We start from the raw sequence: 18,636 nt of genomic DNA on the forward strand, positions 1-18,636 counted from the left end.
AGAGGGGGCTATCAAGCACCGGCAAACCCTGGCACCTAGGACCGGTAGTGGCCGTTCGCGCGGACATACTCCTCGGTGAGATCGCAGGTATAAACCCGATCCGCGGCAGCGCCGACGCCAAGGAAAACACGAATAGCAACCACTTCCCCATCCATGTAGGAAGCCAGGGCACTCTCGTCGATATGGGTGCAGCCACGCCCGGCTTCTGCCACGGCAATATCTCCGAACGAGATCCCCAATGCCTCCCGGCGGATCGGTTCACCCGACTTGCCCACGGCCATGACAACCCGACCCCAGTTGGCGTCCCGGCCCCCCACGGCGGTCTTCACCAGTGGAGAATTCGCGATAGAGAAAGCCACACGCCTAGCAGAAGCCTTGGTCTTCGCGCCCGTCACTTCCACCTCGATCAGCCTGCTCGCGCCCTCCCCATCCCGTACCACCTGCAACGCCAAATCCCGCAGAATCGAGTGCACGGCCTCATTCACGCCGGCAACCAGTGCACCCACATCTGAGTCGACGGGCCTACGGATATTTCCCGACCTTCCAGTGGCAAACATCAGGATCATGTCCGAGGTCGAGGTGTCCGAGTCGATGCTGATGGCGTTGAAGGTGTCGTCCACCCCGCCACGGAGCATCTGCTGAATCGCAGCCGCTTCCACGGGCGCATCCGTGAATAGAAACGCCAGCGTCGTCGCCATATTCGGGGCCACCATCCCTGATCCCTTCGCGATCCCCGCGACACGGTACTGCGCGCCCCCAACGTGAATCTCCCGCACGGAACCCTTGGGGTGAGTGTCTGTCGTCATCATTGCCCTGGCGGCATCCTCGAGGGTATGCGCCCCCAGCGTCGCACTCATCCCGGGTAGGGTTTGTTCGAAGGCACTCATGTCCAGGGGTTCGCCGATCACTCCGGTTGAGGCAAGGAACACCTCCTCGGGTGCACACCCAATGCCATGTGCCGCTAGCTGCGCAGTCCGTTCCGCCGCACTGAGCCCCGCCGGCCCGTTAAAGACGTTCGCATTCCCCGCGTTGACGAAAAGGCCTCTCGCCCTTCCATCACCAATAATGCCGCGGCACCAGTCGACCGGCGCGCCAGGGCAGGCGGACTGTGTGAACACACCACCCACACTCGCCCCCTGCGGAAACGCCACCAGAAACGCATCCGTTCGCCCGCGATACTTCATGCCGGTCTCAGCGACCGAGAAGGCGGTGCCCGCAACCGTGCTCGCACCGTCGGCGAAGCGAAATTCCGGGGCGAGATACCGGTTGAGGTCGTCCCGGTCGGCGCTCATGAGGGCCTCAGGCCACCAAAGCACAGCTGCTTGATCTCGACGTACTCGTCGATGCCGTATTTGGACCCTTCACGGCCTATGCCGCTTTCCTTGATCCCACCGAACGGCGCCAGCTCACTGGAGATCACCCCCTCGTTAATACCGACCATTCCGACCTCGAGACGCTCCCCGAAATGCCACATTCGGGAAACGTCACTTGTGTAGAGGTAGGCCATCAGCCCATAGGCGGTATCATTGGCCATCTCCAAGGCTTCGTCGTCATTGCGGAAACGGAACACCGGTGCAATCGGGGCGAAGGCCTCCTCATTGGCGATGCGCATCGAGCGATCTACGGAGGTGAGGACGGTAGGCTCAAACCATGCAGCTTCGGGGTGCCAGCGCCCTCCGCCGCACTCCAGTTGCGCCCCGCGCGCAAGCGCATCCTCAACGAGCGCCTCTGCCTTCTCGACCGCTCGCTCGTTGATGAGAGGCCCCTGGGTTACCGTCTCGTCCGCGCCGTTACCAAGCCGTAGTTCCACAATCCGCTGGCTCAGCCCCTCAACGAACGCATCGTGCACCGCCTCGTGCACGAAAATTCGGTTCGCGCATACGCAGGTCTGCCCCGAGTTGCGGTATTTTGCCGCCACCACGCCCTCGATGGCCCGCTCGAGATCGGCATCCTCGAAGATGATGAACGGCGCGTTGCCGCCGAGCTCCAGGGAGACCTTCTTGAGCCCGGGCGCGGAGCGCTCCAGCAGCAGCTTTCCGACTCGTGTCGAGCCGGTGAATGAGATCTTCCGCACCTTCTCGTGCCGACAGAAGAGTTCTCCGACACCTGGAGCATCCAGGGTTGTAACAACGTTGATGAGCCCGTCCGGGACGCCCGCCTCCGTCGCCAGCTGCGCCGCCATCAGGGCGGTCAACGGCGTCTCCTCGGAGGGCTTGACCACCATGGAACATCCGGCAGCAAGCGCCGCGGCGACCTTGCGCGTGATCATCGCTAGGGGGAAATTCCAGGGGGTGATAGCGGCACATACCCCGATGGGCTGTTTGACCACGACGAACCGGCGATCCCCTGTCGGCCCTGGAATCAGGTCGCCGTAGAGGCGTTTGGCTTCCTCGGCGAACCACTCCACAAACGAGGCACCGAACTCAACCTCGCCCCGCGCCTCAGACAGGGGCTTGCCCTGCTCCTCCGTGATCAGGGCGGCGATAGCCTCTCTATGCTCCTTGAGCTTGGCATGCCAGGCACGCAGTACTGCAGCGCGCTCCTTGCCGGAGCGCTCCCGCCACTGCGCCTGCGCGGCAATTGCGCCGTCGATCGCCGCGCCGGCATCCTCCACCGTCATGTCGGCCACCTCGGTGATCACCGCTCCGGTGGCCGGATTCGTCACCGGGAACACCCGCCCGTGGGCCGCCGGGGTCCACGAACCATTCACGAACGCCCGTCCCCTCTCTAATACGCCCGCACCCCTCACGCGACAACCCGCCTTTCGGCCACGACATCACGGAGGCTTTCCTCAAAGATGTCCAGCCCTTCCTCTAAGAGACTCTCCGGAATCGTTAGCGGTGTCAGGAGCCGAATCGCATTCCCCCATACGCCGCAAGGCAGCAGGATCAGGCCGTTGTCTTCCGCTTTGCTGATCATGGGTTTGACGATATCCGGCCAGGGTTCCCTGGTGGTGCGATCCTTAACGAACTCGATCGCGATCATCGCGCCAAGACCGCGGACATCGCCGATGCATTCCAATGCCGGGTCCTCCTTGAGTCGCTCGAAGCGCTCCATGACCCTTCGGCCGACCATCTCCGCGCGATCGGCCAGCCGTTCCTCCTCAATCACCTCAAGCACCGCAAGGGCTGCCGCGCATGAAACCGGGTTGCCGCCGTAGGTGGATCCGACCCCGCCGAGCGGGATCCGGTCCATAACCTCCGCGCGGCCGGAGACTGCGGAGATGGGGAAGCCACCACCCAGCCCTTTCGCCATGGTCACGATGTCGGCCGCTACCTCGAAATGCTCCATGGCAAAGAGGCGGCCGGTGCGCCCGAAACCAGTCTGGATTTCATCGGCGATCAGCAGAATACCGTGGTCATCGCAGATCTTGCGCAGGGCCTGCATGAAGCCTTTTGATGCGGGATAGAATCCGCCCTCCCCCTGCACCGGCTCGACGATGATGCCGGCCACCCGGGAGGGGTCCACATCGTATTTGAATATGTGTTCCACTGCTTCCAACGCGTCCGCGTCGCTGACCCCGTGATAGGTGACGGGGAACGGCGCATGGAAAACCTCCGGGAACAGTGGGCCAAACCCCTTTTTATAGGGCTGCGTCTTCCCCGTCAGGCTCATTGCCATCATCGTCCGCCCGTGAAACGCCCCGGAGAACGCGATGAACGCGGACCGTCCGGTCGCTGCCCGGGCAATCTTTATGGCATTCTCCACGGCCTCCGCGCCCGTTGACATCAGGTACGTCTTCTTCGCGAAATCACCGGGCAACAGATCGTTCAGCTTTTCGCAGAGTTCCACGTACCGCGCATAGGGCGTTGCTTGGGCGGCAGCATGCGTCAGGTAGTTGAGCTGTTCCCTGGCCGCTTCGAGCACCTTCGGGTGGCGGTGACCGGTGTTATTGACGGCGATACCGGCAGCGAAGTCGATATATCGCTTGCCATCCACGTCCCAGAGTTGGGCATTGTCGGCCCTCTCGATATAGATTCCGTGCTGCTTTGAGAGTCCGGCGGGGATCGCCTGGCTATCCCTAGCCTTGAGTTCTTCATTCTGCGTCTGAGTATTCATCACGACATCCCTGCTCCCCCAGCCCACAATGACAGCCGGGGAAGTGAAAGAGGTTAGCGGTGACCAGCGGTCCGCGCGGGCACGGACCGCCCCTTGCGTGACCCTACTTCAGGTCAGCTTTCGCCCAGCGCCGATCGCGCTCGAGCTTCCAGTCCACGCAGGCCTGGGAGCAGTAGGTCTCGTCGTCGTGGACAACCATTTTGCGGGCATCCTCCTCGACCTGCTCGTAGATCAAGATTCCGCAGTTGGCACACTTGAGATAGCTGTCAATGTATAGCCCGTTGTCGGAGAACCTCATCTCAACCCCCCTGATAGCCGTAGTGCTCACGCGCCGCCTGCTCCGAGACGAAGCCCTCGCGCATATCTTCCGCCACCGCCGCGCGGTCCCGCTTGGTCGGATCCCCGTAACCACCCCCACTAGGGGTCACCAGACGCACCCGATCACCCTTGCGGATCGAGAGATTCGAGTACCGGCTGGTTGATGGCTTGCCGTAGGCCTCCCGGACCGTCTGCCACTGTTCGCTTGCCTTCTTCTTAACCAGGGTTGCGCCTAGGGCACCGTCCTTACCGCCCTTGAGGCCCCAGGCCGGCAGGATGTGCCGGTCGGTCATCTGTGAGCAGGTGATCTCCTCGTTGAGGCAAAGCATCTGCTTGGTGTAGCCGAGACCACCCCGGTACTGGCCCGGGCCGCCGCCGTCGACATTCAGCGATAGGCGCTCGACCCGCCAGGGGAAGCGGGTCTCGTAGACCTCGGTGGGCGTGATTCGGCAGTTACCGTTGATGGAATCGATCGCGTCATTGCCATCCGCAAAGGAGCGTCCGCCATAACCGACCATCTCGAGGTCATAGCAGGCGAAGTACTCACCGGAATCCGCATCCACGCCACCGAAGACGAAGTTGCAGTGCGTCGCGCCCTCGGAGGCCATCACATGGTTGGGTACCGCATCGGCCATTGCACCGAAGATCACACCCACGACACGGGGATGGGTGTCGGTGTTGCCCCCTACCGAAGGCCCGGGGAAGTCAACGTTGACGATAGTTCCCGGGGGCGCCATGACGCGGATCGGCCGAAAGCAGCCTGAGTTTCTCGGAATCGACGGATCCGTCATGTGCAGGATGGCGTTGTATGCCGCGGAGGTCGCGACGCCCAGGGTGCCGTTGATCGGGCCCGGGGCCTGTGGAGAGGAGCCCGCGTAATCAACGATCACCTCACCGCCGTTCTTGTGCACCTCCACTTTGATGGCGTACTCCGCATCCGACTCGACCCCGTCGCTCTCGATGTAGTCGGTAAACGAGTACACGCCGTCCGGTATCCCCTCCAGCTCGGCGCGCATCCGGCGCTCGGAGTACTCGAGAAGATCGTTGACGGTCTCACGCATCTTCTCCTTGCCGTACTTCCTGTAAATCTCGACCATCTGCCGCTCGCCAAGATTCACGGCCGCAATCAGGGCGCTAAGGTCACCGTAATTGGCCCGCGGCGTCCTGACGTTGGCGAGAAGGAGTTTCCAGACCTCGATATTGTCCTTCCCCGCCTTGCGGATCTTGACCGGCGGTATGCGCAGACCCTCCTGGAAGATCTCGGTGGCCTCGCCGGAGAATCCACCGGGGACCATGCCACCGACCTCGGCGAGGTGGCCGATGGCCACCGCGAAGCCCATAATCTCGCCTTCCACGAAGATGGGCTTGAAGAAGGTGTGTTCGGGGGTGTGCAGCCCGCCCCGGTAGGGGTCGTTGTGCACGATGATGTCGCCCTCCTCAAGGTCTTCCAGGGCGATCTCCTTGAGGCAGGACTTGACCAGCAGCGGCATACCCCCGATCTGCGCCGGACAGTAATCGGCGACCGCGATCATGTCCCCATTCATGTCCGCGAGGCCGCAGGTGAAGTCCAGCGCTTCATTGAAGATGGTCGAATAGGATGTCTTCATCAGAACGACACCCATCTGCCGGCACAATGAAGTCATGGCCGACTCGAGAATGTTCATCGTCACGTAATCCATGACGCTCCTCCTTACGCGGAAATTTTGAGATTGCCAAGTCGGTCGACCGTCAGGGACTGGCCGGGCTGCAGAACCGTTACCGATGAGTTCTCCTCGATCACTGCCGGGCCGGCGATCTCGTGCCCGCGCAGGAGGGAGTAGCGATCGTAAACCGGGGTTTCGATCCATCCCTGCTCATAACGAACCTTCCGTGCGCCCTTCGCATCCGGGCTTCCCTTGGCTTCCGCGAGCTCCGGGAGCTTCGGTTTATCGGAAAGCGCCACCGCGACCACCTTAAGGTTCACGGTCTCGATGGTCTCGCCGGGGATGGAGAAACTGAACCGCTTCTCGTGCTCCTCGTGGAAACGCTTCCAGAGATCCTTGATCTGCTCTTCACTGAAGTCACTGGTGGGCACGGTGAGCTCAAGCTCATGGTTCTGGCCGAGGTAGCGCGCCTCGATGGAGCGATAGATCTCGATGTCCTGCGCATACCCCTGCGCCCGCAGCTCGGAGACCGCGTCGTTGACGAGCTCGGTCATCGCCTCCGTCGCCCGAGCCCCGTCGAAGGCCCGAGAGGTCTGCTGCACGGTGCGGTGACGGTCCACGCGGGCGTCGGTCATGATGAAGCCGAACGCGGAGAACTGTCCGGGGTAGTTCGGCACGAGGCCCTGAGGGATACCGGAGATCGACATCAGATCGCCAATGTGGACCGGGCCGGCGCCGCCGGAGGCGACCAGGGTGAAGTCCCGGGGATCCAGGCCGCGCTGCAGGAGCACCACGTGAAGCGCGCCCAGCATGTTGTTGTTGGCGATCTGAAGCATTGCATACGCGGCCTCATCGGCCTTCAGTCCGAGCTTTTCGCCGACCGCCGCCACGGCACGATGGGCGGCATCGGCGTCCAGTGCCATCTTTCCGCCGAGGAAATGCGCGGGATTGATCCGGCCCAGAACGACATTTGCATCCGTAACCGTCGCCTCCTCGCCACCACGGCCGTAACATGCGGGGCCCGGCTCGGCGCCGGCAGACTGGGGTCCCATGCGCAGCATGCCGCCCTTGTCTACCCAGGCAATGGAGCCGCCGCCCGCGCCGATGGTGTGGACGTCGATCATGGGGACCTGGATGGGCAGCCCCCACTCCACCTCGAAGTCGGTGGTCATGTGCTCCATCGCATCGACCACCGTGGAGCAGTCCGTGGAGGTCCCGCCCATGTCAAAGGTCACGAGATTCTCGATGCCGGTGAGCTTCGACAGCGCACGCGTCGCCACCACCGCCCCCGTGGGACCCGAGAGCACCATCTGGACCGGAGCGGCCGCCGCACCGTCCACCGTGGCCTCCCCGCCGTTGGATTTGATCACACCGATGCGGTCACCGATGCCAATACCGTCCAGGCGCTCCTTGATGGTCTCGAAGTTCCGCGAGACCACGGGCTTGAGGTACGCGTCGGCAATGGTCGTCGATGCGCGGTCATACTCCTTCCATTTCGGGAGCACGTCATAGGAGATGGACACAGGGATTCCGGGCAACTCCTCGCGGAACAACTCCCGGATTCGCTCCTCATGGCCCGGATCGATGTAAGAGAACAACGTGCAAATGGCCACCGCCTCAATGTCGGCTTCCGACCGGATCTTCTGCGCGAGTTCGCGCACCGATGATTCGTCCAGCGGTTCCACGGTCTCGCCCTTGGCGGAAATCCGTTCCTTGACCTCGTAGCAGTTCGCCCGCTTGACGAGCGGTCGACTCTTGATCCAAGTGATATCGTAGTGACTTCGACGGTTACCGCGCTGGATGAAAGGGACGTCACGGAATCCTTCCGTGGTGACATAGGCGATCTTCGCGCCGCGCCGGGTAAGCAGCGCATTGGTGGCGATGGTCGTTCCCAGCCGAAACTTGCTAACCCCTTGGAGGTCCTTTACCTCGCCAAGGCCTTCCAGCACGCCGGTAATCGGCTCGCTCGGCGTCGTCGGATTCTTCCAATCCGCGATCGCCCCGGTAGCCGGGTCGTATTCCACGAAATCGGTGAAGGTACCACCGATATCGATTCCGATAATACGCTGCACTGTTGCTCTCCTCGTGAGTTATCCCCTAAAGACGGGGCGTTCCATTCAGGTTTCTGCCTGCATCTCAAGCTCTGCCGTGAGTCGGCTCCACGCATCATCAATGTGATACTGGATCGCCTCCACTGCGCCTTGCCCGTCCCTGGAGCGCATTGCCTCAACGATGGGCCAGTGATCCGCAGCGGCCTCGTGAAGCGTCTCAAAACGCTGCTTAGCCATGGAGATGGCCATCTGGACCTCCGCGCGCATTTGCGCTACGGCCCGCTGGGCATGCTCGTTACCCGAGAATTCGCAAATGACCACGTGAAACCGGAAATCATTCTCTACCAGCGCTGCTTCGTCACCGCGGTCCGCGGCAGACTCCATGGCCCTTACGATTTCCTCAAGTTGTTTAATGTTCTCATCAGTGACCACCTCCACAGCGAGCTCTACGGCGAAGCCCTCGACGAGCCGCCGGAAAGAGAACAATTCGTCAATGTAGGAACGGGAAAGCTCCCGGACAAAGGCACCACGGCGAGGCACGGTCACGATCACGCCTCTCTGGCTGAGAACCCGCAGCGCCTCACGAATCGGATTTCTGCTGATCTTGAGCTCGGACGCCAGTTCGGTCTCGTTGACCCGCTCACCCTGTTTCAGATTCCCATTAAATATAGACCTGAGAATGTATTGCTCGACCTGCGCGGACAGCGTTCCATTATCCAACATTTGGCATCCTCCTTGCGTCTCAGGTGCGTTCCGACAATTCTATTTCTTTGCCACCCATCAAGCCTTCTTTCCGAAAAACCAGAATCAAAAGCATGATGGCTGCCAGTATCAGTTCCTGGGTACCCGCTGGGAGGGAAACTTCCATGCCGCCGATCGAAACCCCCTCCTCGACGCGGCGAAAAACATCGACGGTTGTATGGACGACCAATACCCCGACGACCGCGCCGGCGAGACTGCCCATGCCGCCCACCACCAGCATGGCAAGCGTCAGGAAGGTCATCTTCAGGAAAAACGTGTCCACGGACACCGTGCCGAGATAGTGCGCGTGCAGAACACCGCCAAGCCCGGCGATCATTCCCGAGATAACGAACGCGAGCAGGCGATTCCAGTACAGCGACACTCCGACCGCCGATGCAGCGACCGCATCCTCCCGGCTCGCCCGCAGCATCAGCCCCCGCGGGGAACGCTGGAAGACATAGGCCACGATGATAGCGGCCACGGCACCGAGGAGCGCGACCCAAGGTGTCACGTAGTACGGCAAGCCGACGACGGACGCCGTACCCATCGTTACGCTGTCCCAATTCGAATAGGTAACATTCAGGATGAACAGCGCCGCAAGGGTCGCGATGGAGGCGGCGATGCCTGACAGCCGCATAAGCACCAGCCCGGACGCGAGTGCTACGAGACCAGCGAGCCCCACCGAGGTCGCGGCCGATAACCCCACGGAGTAGGTCTCCTCCCGTAAAAAGGCGGGCAGGCCGGACATGGTGATCGGCTTCAGCATGGGGCAGCACGTCTGCCAGGCCGTCGCATAGGCGGCGACGCCGATGAACGCCACATGTCCGAGTGAGATGATCCCGGAGTTGCCGATGAATACGTACAGCCCCACCACGATGACCACGTAGATCAGCGCCTCGGTGACCGCACGCTCAACCGGGAGCGATCCAAGCACTTCCGCGAAAGTGACCGCCACGAGCAGCAACGCCACCAGCGACAGCACCGGGAAGTAATACCTCAATAGGCTCATCATTCGTTGCATAGTGAACTCTCTCAGACCCGCTCCCGGGCGGCCCGGGTCACGATCAACCCCTGTGGCCTGACCAGCAGAATCAGGATGACAACGGCAAAGACGCCGGCGTCGCGAAACGGCCGCAAATCCACCGGCAGGTACGCCTGCAGCAATACGCTGATCACACCCACCAGGAAGCCACCCAACGCGGCACCTGGCAGCGACCCCATACCGCCGATTACGGTGGCGAAGAACCCGTAGACCACCGGCATGAGGCCCATACGGATATCCAAGGTTCCGGTCTGCACGACCATCAGCAGCGCCGCAGCACCAGCAAGCAGGCCACTGATCATGAAAGCCATCGAAATCACACGATTGGCTGGAACGCCAAGCAGACGGGCCATCTCGAAGTTCTCAGCGGCAGCACGCATCTGGATTCCCAGAGGAGTCTTCTTCAGGAACAGCACGAGGGCCAGCAGCAATGTGCCGGTCACCACCAGTGTGGCCAGCTGCACGCCCGGCACACTGATCCCACCCCCGAGCTCTACAGCCTTGGTGAGGGCCTCTCCGATTCCGACTGACTTGGGTCGGCCGGTATGCACCAACACCACGAGATGCTGGAGGAAATAGCTCACCGCGAACGAAGAGATAAGGAGTGTCGCCGGGGAAGTGTTCCGCAGCGGCCGGAATGCCACCCGCTCGGTAGCGTACGCGAGCCCGATGGTGATCAGGACGATACCTACGATCATCAGCGGCGCGGGCCATGCACCGAGCAGTAGTGGTGGCGCCACGCTCACCGTCGGCACCACGAGCGCATAGGCACCGATGGTCATGTACTCGCCCTGGGCGAAGTTGATGAGCCGCATGACCCCGAACACCAACCCGATGGCCAGCGCAATGAGCGCGTAGAACCCACCTAGGGCCATTGCGTTGACTACAACCTGAATTACGTTGTTCATCGGACACCCTAGATCGCGACTGCGCTGTCGACCGCCTGGTCACCGAGGTAGGCGCGCCGCACTTGTTCGTCTTTCTGGACCTCTTCCGGGAGGCCGTCGGCAAGACTCATACCGCCATCAAGCACATGAATTCTTTGGCAAACCTGCATAATCACCTTCATGTTGTGCTCGATTAGCAGGATTCCGCAGTCGAACTTGCCGGGAATCTCGAAGATCACGCGCATCAGATCTTCGCACTCACTCTCATTCATCCCCGAGGCGGGCTCATCGAGCAATAGAAAGGACGGATAGGTGGCAAGTGCGCGTGCGATGCCGATACGGCGTTCGTCACCGTAAGACAACTCCCCGCACGGGCGGTTGGCTTTATCCGCACATCCCATCCATTCCAGTATCCGGCACGCACGTCGATAGGCCTCCGCCGCCTTCTCGCCAACCCCTATAGCCGCGACAGTCAGGTTTTCCAGGACACTGAGGCTCGAAAACAACCGTGCGGATTGAAAAGTCCTCGCGATGCCTTCCCTTGCAGTCCGGTGCGCACCGAGGTTTCCGATGTTGTGCGCATCCAGCGAGGCCTGGCCCAGAGTGGGCGCCTGAAAGCCGGTCAGGACATTCACCAAGGTCGTTTTGCCCGCGCCATTCGGGCCAATGAGCCCCAGAATCTCATCCCGCTCCAGCGCAAGGTCGACGCCGCCAAGGGCCCTGATGCCACCAAAATCAACGTGGATGCCGTCCGCTTTGAGGAGGTTTTTCTTCCGCGCCTGCATGGAATTCGACCCTTCTCTCCTCGATGCGACCGACCCGTAGGGGCCGGCCGTATAGCGTTATGGGAGTCTGACTACGGAGTCACTGACCAACGCGGAACAGCAGCTTCATGTCCGGCGTCATGCTGTTGCGATAGGTTTCCACGGCCCGGAACGATCCGTCGCTGACCTCCATGATCAGCCAGGGCCGGTCCACCTGAATATGAAGTTGATCGGTATAGCTCGTCGGACCCGCGGTGAAGGGTTGATCGTCGAGCTGGTTGAGCACGGCGAGCACTTGGTCGGAATCGGTCGTTCCGGCCTCGTTTACCGCATACTCCCACTGCTCGATCAGGGTGTAACCGAGCACCGAGTAGGAGGATGCCGGCGGGCCGTCCCAACGCGCCTCGAACTTCTCCAGGAAGGCGTGCACTTCCTCGCGCGGATCATCGCCGTAAATCGATATCAGCGCGGGCACATAGAAGTCTTCCAGGTCCGGCACCGCATCGAGCCAATAGTTTCCGACCATTGCGGTGTTGGCGAGGATAGGCAGATCAATTCCCGCCGCGCGGATCTGTCGGGTTGCGGACGCACCGCCCGGAGTGATCGAGCACATGAAGATCGCATCCGGAGTTTCCTCCAATCCCTTGATCCGGTTGATCTGGCTCGCTATGGACGGGTCATCATTCTTGAAGGTGTCGTTGCCGAGGATGCTCTGCTCGCCCGCGCCCTGCTTCCACGCGGCGCGGAAACCGGCACATGCGGACTTGTTGTACTCGATTGTGGTGTCTTCGAGGACGTAGACGGTCTCCAGCCCCATATTCTTCTGGGCGTACTCGGCAATCGCGATGCCCTCCGATTGCGCGGCGCTGGTGGCCGTGAAGGCATACGGACCCACACCCTGTACACCCATCTTGGGGTCGGCGGCACATAAGCTGAAGGAAATGATCCCCGCCCTGTTGCCGGCCAAGGCCGCCGGTGCGCCGAAGTCGTAATCGCAGGAGACGATCAGCAGGTCGACACCTTCATTCACGAGCGTCGCCCCGGCTGTTGCCGAGCGCTCACTGTCGGTTTTGGTGTCCATGACCTCGTACTCGATCTGTCGACCGGACAGACCGCCCGCCTCGTTGATTTCCTCGATCTTGAGCACAGCAGCCTTGAAGGGCGGGCCATCGTAATTGGAAAGCCATCCTGACTTCGCAATCGCGAAGCCGACCTTGATCGGGTCCTCGTCCTGGGCGTGGGCGCCACCAGCCAGGGAAAGCCCAAGCAGGGCCGCGGCAGCAGCCACCGAGGTACGCCCCCCCATCCCGAAGCGATTCTTCGTATTCACTCTCTACTCCTCCTTATGCCAAATCCGTCCACAGTGGACGGTGGACAGTTTGGAGACTAGAAGCTATAACTCAGGCCGTCAACTTCGTCGTCACCGGCATGACGAAGCCTCAGACCCGCGACCCCGGAACGGGGCAGGCACCAGAGAACAGCGCTAAGCGCTGGCGCGAGGAGAGTTATATGCTGGAGATTTCTGGTTTAACCGCAGGTTACGGCCGGCTTACGGCCTTGCGTGAGGCCAGCCTGTCGGTTGCCGAGGGCGAGGTGGTGTTCGTGGTCGGCCCCAACGGCGCAGGGAAGTCCACACTGTTGAAAAGCCTCGCCGGTCTGGTAAAGCCAGTCTCAGGTGAGGTCCGGTTTCGTGGCTCACAGGTCACACGTCAACAGCCGGAGCAACTCTGCCGTCAAGGTCTAATCCTGATTCCTGAGGGTCGCCACATCTTCGGAAGCCTCACGGTCCAGGAGAACCTCACGCTAGCGGCCACCACCCGCCGCGACCGGAAGGCCGTCCAGGAAGATCTTGACTTCGTGCAAACGCTCTTCCCGATCCTGCGCGCTCGGTACAAGGGAGTTGCAGGGCATCTCTCGGGCGGAGAGCAACAGCAGCTTGCGATCGCCAGGGCGATCCTACAAAAGCCGAGCCTCCTGATGATCGACGAGCCCTCCCTGGGACTTGCGCCACTGGTAATCGATCAGGTCTATGAGAGCCTGCGTGAACTCAACAACCGGGGGCTCACCCTGCTCATCGTCGAACAGTCCACTGGTTGGATGATGAACATCGCCTCGCGTGCCTACATCCTTCGTGGCGGACAGGTTGTCCTCGAGGGATCCACAGATGAGCTCTCAGACCCCGAAAGGCTGGAGGCAGCGTATTTCGGTCATTGACCCCCCGGCCATACCCGCACCGGGCGGTCCCGCGACGTCACACACCAACAACGAGATGTAATCCGTGACATATGACTACTGCGTCGTGGGCGGCGGTATCGTCGGGCTTGCGACGGCCATGCGAGTGCTAGAACGCAATCCCGGGGGCTCATTGGTGCTGCTGGAGAAGGAGGAGGACCTCGGGGCGCATCAAACCGGACATAACAGCGGTGTCATTCATGCCGGCGTGTACTACGCCCCCGGGAGCCTGAAGGCCGAGCTGTGCCGGCGGGGAGCGGCGGAGACGAAACGCTTCTGCGAACAATCGGGAATCCCGTTTGAGGTCTGCGGTAAGCTCATCGTGGCTACCACTGCGTTGGAAGTGCAGCGCTTGGACGCGCTCCATGATCGGTGTCAGCACAATGGCATCGAAGTCCAGCGCCTCTCCCAGGCGGAACTCCTTGAGCGGGAGCCGGACATCGCCGGGCTGGAAGCACTGCTGGTACCGTCGACCGGTATCGTGGATTACCGGCGTGTCGCGCGCGCCATGGGCGAAAGGATTCAGGCGCTTGGTGGTGACATCCAATGCAGCGCCCCGGTCACCGCCATCAAGGAGAGAAACGATCGTGTGCGTATTGCCACCCAGCAGACGGAATACGATGCCAGACATCTCATCGTCTGCGCCGGCCTGCAAGCCGATCGACTGGCGACCATGGCCGGCCTTGAAGTGGACTACCAGGTCGTTCCGTTCCGCGGCGAGTACTTCGCCCTGCCCCCGGAGCGACGCGGAACCATTCGGCATCTGATCTACCCGGTCCCCGACCCTGACCTGCCGTTTCTGGGCATTCATCTCACCCTAATGATCGACGGCGGCGTGACCGTCGGCCCCAACGCGGTGCTGGGAATGGGACGAGAGTGTTACCCGAAGGGACAGTTCAGCGGGCGCGACATCCGATCATTCGCCTGCTTTCCCGGTTTCTGGAAAATGCTGGCACGGAACTATCGCTCCGCTATCACGGAAGGACGAAACTCGCTGTTCAAACGACACTATCTCGAGCAGTGCCGTAAGTACTGTCCGTCACTGACGTTAGAGGATCTCCAGCCCCACGTCGCCGGAATCAGGGCGCAACTTGTCCGCCGCGATGGCTCCCTGGTACATGACTTCCTATTCGAGCAAACGAAACGGATGCTTCACGTATCCAACGCACCGTCACCCGCGGCCACCTCTGCCATTCCTATAGCGGACCGCATCATCGACGAACTGGAGAAGGCAGCGTAAACCGCCGGCATCGGTACGCGGCACGCGGTGATCAAATGCTTTTGCGCCGCTCCCAACCTGTTCAGATGGAACTCGCCATCAGGGCCCATGGGCGTGCAAATCAACGCTTAGGAAAGTTGCCAAGTTGGACTTGACCCAATCTACTCGAAACTTGCTGATAGACTGCGAACTTCCCCCGGTGCAGTGGACCCTCCTGCGCGGCTGGTAGGCTGTGCTGCGCTTTCGGTGAGCTTTGCATTGCCCGGCGGCCTCGTCATGGCGATATATCGGGATCACACCCTGATCTGAGCCGTGCCGCTGTGCCTTGATGCGACGTCATGTGTCGCGCTCCGGAAGCACAATGGAGCCGTGGTAACGAAAAGGGGGGTAATCCATGGCCCAACTCGGCAGGTTTACCGTCGACCATCTGGTCTATGGCGTCTACGCGGCGCCCTGCGGGCCGGTAGCCCTTTGGCTCGAGGGCGGCTACTCCCCCCGCAAGGGCAGCCTGTTCCAGCGCATGCACCACCCCACCGATCCCTTCGGCACCGACTACGCCACCACAGATGACGTGGACCTGGCGGAGAACGCCTGGGCCGTGTTCAACGCCGCCCGACCGCTGGTGCTGAACTGGATCCACGGCAGGCGGCCGGCATGGTTCTTCATCGCCACCGTCTCGCAGCGCAAGCAACGGATCTTCCGCCGCATGGCCCACCGGGCGCTGAACGGGTTGCCGGACTACGAGCTCCAGGAGGTGCACGGACGGCTGTATTTCTTCCGCCAGGCACGCGGCCGGGCGGGGCAACGGGCGGCCTGAGTCCCATCAATCAAGATGCGTCATCCCTCGTCCCGAAGGCGACAACGAACCGTTCGGCGGAATCGTATCCGGAGGGCCACGCTCCCTAGCATCCGAGTTGGAAAGAAGGAGGTCTGCCCATGTGGCCCATCACCGAGTTCCTGGCCCAGCGGCTCGGCAAACCCCGCCAGCGTGAGCTGATCCGCACCCGGGGGGATCGACTGGAGGTGCGCAACCGCAGCAAGGCGTTCCGGCGCATCCACCGCCTGCTGGAGGACGGTGACTGCCCGCCGGATCTGGCACGGCGGCTGCTCGGCCTCTTCCCCGAAGACCCTGAGGCCCTGAACGAGGCCATCGAGCGGACCCGCGCCCAGCGCCGGGACCAGGAGCGGGCGGAGCGCGAGGCCCTCGAGCGCGCGCTTCCGGCCGCATCTGTTCGTGCGCACGGAGCGCGCCCGGCCGACCCAGATCACCCTCTTTGCCCTTAGCGGAGGATATCGCCGAGCGCGGCGTCCACGCTCGGCGCTCACATGGCGGCAGTGTTTATCGGTAATGCACGGAGCGTGGCAACCGGCCAGGGATCCGGACATCAAGGCGGCCTCACTTCCCCTCGTCTTCCCCGCATCTATCTGATCGATTTATTAGTATGAGTGATCGAAAGCCGGCCAATAAACCGGACATCGCCCCGGCAGAGGACCGAGGGGAGCGAGTGGCGCTGATCGAGCCCCTGCTTGTCAGTGAGACATCACGCCACCGCGGACGCCTGAGCGATCTGGTTGTCGAACTTACTGGACGTGCTGCAGGGTTCCGACGCAGTTTGCCGGATGGCGTGCGCCGCGCACTGGCGGATCTCGTCAGGGCGATGATTTGCTACTACAGCAACCTGATTGAGGCCATGACACCCATCCGGTCGATATCGAACGCGCTCTCAAAGGTGACTACAGCGATGATGCGACCAAGCGCAATCTTCAGCTTGAGGCCAGGGCGCACATAGCGGTCCAACAATGGATTGATGACGGCGGTTTGGCTGGCGAAACGACGACAGTCACCGGGTTGTGCGCGATCCATCGCAGATTCTGCGAGCTTCTGCCGGATGAGCTGCTTTGGGTGGAGCATCCCCGGACGGGGGGAAGGCTACCGGTGATCCCCGGTGCATTTCGCCGGCACGACGTCCGGGTAGCCCGACACGTCCCGGTCAACCCCCGCGCTTTGCCCCGGTTCCTGCAACATTTTGAGGCGGTCTATAGCCGTACGGGACGCACCGACGCCATACTCACCGCGGCTTGTGCGCATCACCGGCTTCTCTGGATTCACCCGTTTGTTGACGGCAACGGCCGCGTGGCACGGATGATGTCCCACGCCATTTTGCTGGATCAATTAGATAGTGGAGCGATTTGGTCCGCCTCGCGAGGCCTGGCCCGTCATGAGCGGGAATACAGGGAAAAGCTCATAGCCTGCGACAGGCAGCGGCGCAACGACCTTGACGGCCGGGGCAACCTCAGTGAAGAGGCCTTGGCGGATTTCGCGGAGTTTTTCCTGCGGGTCTGCCTGGATCAGGTCGAGTTCATGGAAGCGCTTGTCCAACCCGACCGTCTGCGGGCGCGCCTACTGTTGTGGGCCGAAGAGGAAATACGCCGCGACGCGCTGCCCCCTAGAGCCGACCAAATCCTGGAGGCCCTTCTCTACCGGGGCGAGTTGCCGCGCGGTGACGTCGCAGGACTGCTTGGTGTCAGCGACCGTCATGCGCGCCGCATCACCGCTTCTCTCATTGAGCATGGAATTGTGAGCTCACCGAGCACGCGAGCGCCGCTGCGGCTCGCCTTCCCGGCACACCTTGCATCCCGGTTGATGCCTGGACTATTTCCCGAGCGTGTTGACCGCTAACGCGCTGCCGACTCGGGCGGTACAGCATCTGCATCGATACAACAGTTGCGCCCCGCTTGCTTGGCTGCATAAAGCGCCGAATCGGCCCGTTCAATCACCACGGCGGCCGTATCACCTCCGCGCCAGGCCGCCGTGCCGGCTGAAATCGTCGTATCGCCCTCGGGGCCAAGGGTCGCTGCCTCCACCGCCCTACGCACACGTTCTGCGATCTGCAAGGCCTCCGCCGACCCGCATTCGGGGAGCAGTAGCACAAACTCCTCGCCCCCGTAACGATACGCCTGGTCCCGGTCGCGCAGATGACGAGGAAACAATCGGCCGCAACGTTGCAACACCCGATCACCAGCCTGATGGCCATAGCAGTCGTTCAGGGGCTTGAAACGGTCCAGATCCAGCAACACGATCGCGAATGGCTCACCCGCGGAAACGGCCGCATCCAAATCCTCGTCTAAGGCACGGCGGTTAAGCAATCCCGTCAAATCATCCCGGCGAATACGACTACTGAGCGCGCCCAACCGCGCCTGCAGGCCCGTCCCGAAGATCAATAGGCCGGTGATGATGAGCAGCGCCGCACCCAACGTGGAGACCAGCAATGTTGGATCGTTCCAGTACCCTTCGAGCGTGATCGCAACACCCACCGATACTACGCTCAACGCAAGCGCCATGACCGGAGTGGCGACGAGGTGGTTGAACAGGATCAGGGGCATTAGCCAAGGATCTCCATGGACACCGGGATCGGTGATGGCCACCAAGGCAAGGGCGTTGATCGCGCCGGCGGCGGCAAGCAGCACCGAACGCTGCCGCGCTGTCTCAACACGGCGGTAGTAGCAGGCGAGCAAGACGAACACCGTAGCCACGCCCGCGCCACCAAAGACCACACGCCACTCAGCCAATACGGCGAACACCACGGTTGCGCTCGCAACGATCGCGGCATACACGGTAGCGAGGCGGACGGTCCGCGCCGGAACCAGATTGCTGAAGTCCATAGGTCTGGTGACCCCTC

Annotated in this window: 18 protein-coding genes; 5 read left to right on the plus strand and 13 right to left on the minus strand. The window is 61.9% G+C overall.

Annotated features, from left to right (window positions below):
• Positions 1 to 35: 35 nt before the first annotated feature.
• The 11 genes from argJ to ACQ754_RS13575 form a co-directional block, all read right to left on the minus strand.
• Positions 36 to 1,292, minus strand: a complete 1,257-nt coding sequence (gene argJ / locus ACQ754_RS13525) for a bifunctional glutamate N-acetyltransferase/amino-acid acetyltransferase ArgJ (protein ID WP_440997560.1) — start codon at positions 1,290 to 1,292, stop codon at positions 36 to 38.
• Positions 1,289 to 2,710, minus strand: a complete 1,422-nt coding sequence (locus tag ACQ754_RS13530; protein WP_440997561.1) for an NAD-dependent succinate-semialdehyde dehydrogenase — start codon at positions 2,708 to 2,710, stop codon at positions 1,289 to 1,291. The genes argJ and ACQ754_RS13530 overlap by 4 nt, the downstream gene beginning before the upstream one ends.
• A gap of 35 nt (positions 2,711 to 2,745) precedes the next feature.
• The gene (gene gabT, locus ACQ754_RS13535) at positions 2,746 to 4,059 is read right to left on the minus strand and encodes a 4-aminobutyrate--2-oxoglutarate transaminase (RefSeq protein ID WP_440997562.1); all 1,314 of its coding nucleotides are present in this window, start codon (positions 4,057 to 4,059) and stop codon (positions 2,746 to 2,748) included.
• A gap of 103 nt (positions 4,060 to 4,162) precedes the next feature.
• Complete coding sequence (locus ACQ754_RS13540) at positions 4,163 to 4,357, minus strand: hypothetical protein (RefSeq protein WP_440997563.1); 195 nt, start codon at positions 4,355 to 4,357, stop codon at positions 4,163 to 4,165.
• A 1-nt stretch (position 4,358) separates the two neighbouring features.
• Positions 4,359 to 6,056, minus strand: coding sequence for a hydantoinase B/oxoprolinase family protein (locus tag ACQ754_RS13545; protein WP_440997564.1), 1,698 nt, complete (start codon positions 6,054 to 6,056; stop codon positions 4,359 to 4,361).
• Positions 6,057 to 6,067: 11 nt separating this feature from the next.
• The gene (locus ACQ754_RS13550; protein ID WP_440997565.1) at positions 6,068 to 8,092 is read right to left on the minus strand and encodes a hydantoinase/oxoprolinase family protein; all 2,025 of its coding nucleotides are present in this window, start codon (positions 8,090 to 8,092) and stop codon (positions 6,068 to 6,070) included.
• Positions 8,093 to 8,137: 45 nt separating this feature from the next.
• The gene (locus ACQ754_RS13555; RefSeq protein ID WP_440997566.1) at positions 8,138 to 8,794 is read right to left on the minus strand and encodes a GntR family transcriptional regulator; all 657 of its coding nucleotides are present in this window, start codon (positions 8,792 to 8,794) and stop codon (positions 8,138 to 8,140) included.
• A 19-nt stretch (positions 8,795 to 8,813) separates the two neighbouring features.
• Positions 8,814 to 9,833, minus strand: a complete 1,020-nt coding sequence (locus tag ACQ754_RS13560) for a branched-chain amino acid ABC transporter permease (protein WP_440997567.1) — start codon at positions 9,831 to 9,833, stop codon at positions 8,814 to 8,816.
• An 11-nt stretch (positions 9,834 to 9,844) separates the two neighbouring features.
• Positions 9,845 to 10,762 carry a branched-chain amino acid ABC transporter permease gene (locus ACQ754_RS13565; RefSeq protein WP_440997568.1) on the minus strand — a complete coding sequence of 306 codons (918 nt, stop codon included), beginning with the start codon at positions 10,760 to 10,762 and terminating at the stop codon, positions 9,845 to 9,847.
• A gap of 8 nt (positions 10,763 to 10,770) precedes the next feature.
• The gene (locus ACQ754_RS13570) at positions 10,771 to 11,526 is read right to left on the minus strand and encodes an ABC transporter ATP-binding protein (protein ID WP_440997569.1); all 756 of its coding nucleotides are present in this window, start codon (positions 11,524 to 11,526) and stop codon (positions 10,771 to 10,773) included.
• A gap of 79 nt (positions 11,527 to 11,605) precedes the next feature.
• Complete coding sequence (locus tag ACQ754_RS13575) at positions 11,606 to 12,835, minus strand: ABC transporter substrate-binding protein (protein ID WP_440997570.1); 1,230 nt, start codon at positions 12,833 to 12,835, stop codon at positions 11,606 to 11,608.
• A gap of 179 nt (positions 12,836 to 13,014) precedes the next feature.
• On the opposite strand from ACQ754_RS13575, the gene ACQ754_RS13580 reads away from it, so the two are divergent.
• The 4 genes from ACQ754_RS13580 (at position 13,015) to ACQ754_RS13595 (ending at position 16,240) form a co-directional block, all read left to right on the plus strand.
• Entirely contained in the window at positions 13,015 to 13,719 is a 705-nt protein-coding gene (locus ACQ754_RS13580; RefSeq protein ID WP_440997571.1) for an ABC transporter ATP-binding protein, read from the plus strand.
• A gap of 64 nt (positions 13,720 to 13,783) precedes the next feature.
• Complete coding sequence (gene lhgO / locus ACQ754_RS13585) at positions 13,784 to 14,977, plus strand: L-2-hydroxyglutarate oxidase (protein WP_440997572.1); 1,194 nt, start codon at positions 13,784 to 13,786, stop codon at positions 14,975 to 14,977.
• 373 nt (positions 14,978 to 15,350) lie between these two features.
• Positions 15,351 to 15,773, plus strand: coding sequence for a hypothetical protein (locus ACQ754_RS13590; protein WP_440997573.1), 423 nt, complete (start codon positions 15,351 to 15,353; stop codon positions 15,771 to 15,773).
• Between the two features lie 119 nt (positions 15,774 to 15,892).
• A complete protein-coding gene (locus tag ACQ754_RS13595; protein ID WP_440997574.1) occupies positions 15,893 to 16,240 on the plus strand; it encodes a hypothetical protein in 348 nt (115 codons plus the stop codon).
• A 385-nt stretch (positions 16,241 to 16,625) separates the two neighbouring features.
• Here ACQ754_RS13595 and ACQ754_RS13600 read toward each other — a convergent pair whose 3' ends face one another.
• Entirely contained in the window at positions 16,626 to 16,820 is a 195-nt protein-coding gene (locus ACQ754_RS13600) for a hypothetical protein (protein ID WP_440997584.1), read from the minus strand.
• Here ACQ754_RS13600 and ACQ754_RS13605 point away from each other — a divergent pair.
• Entirely contained in the window at positions 16,806 to 17,636 is an 831-nt protein-coding gene (locus ACQ754_RS13605) for a Fic family protein (RefSeq protein ID WP_440997583.1), read from the plus strand. The two genes, ACQ754_RS13600 and ACQ754_RS13605, sit on opposite strands and share 15 nt — an antisense overlap.
• Here the strand turns inward: ACQ754_RS13605 and ACQ754_RS13610 are convergent.
• Positions 17,633 to 18,619 (minus strand): diguanylate cyclase domain-containing protein, encoded by a 987-nt coding sequence (locus ACQ754_RS13610; RefSeq protein ID WP_440997575.1) that lies wholly within the window; start codon positions 18,617 to 18,619, stop codon positions 17,633 to 17,635. The genes ACQ754_RS13605 and ACQ754_RS13610 overlap by 4 nt on opposite strands.
• Between the last annotated feature and the right edge of the window lie 17 nt (positions 18,620 to 18,636).

This window comes from Arhodomonas sp. SL1, assembly GCF_052060015.1.
GTDB lineage: Bacteria > Pseudomonadota > Gammaproteobacteria > Nitrococcales > Nitrococcaceae > Arhodomonas.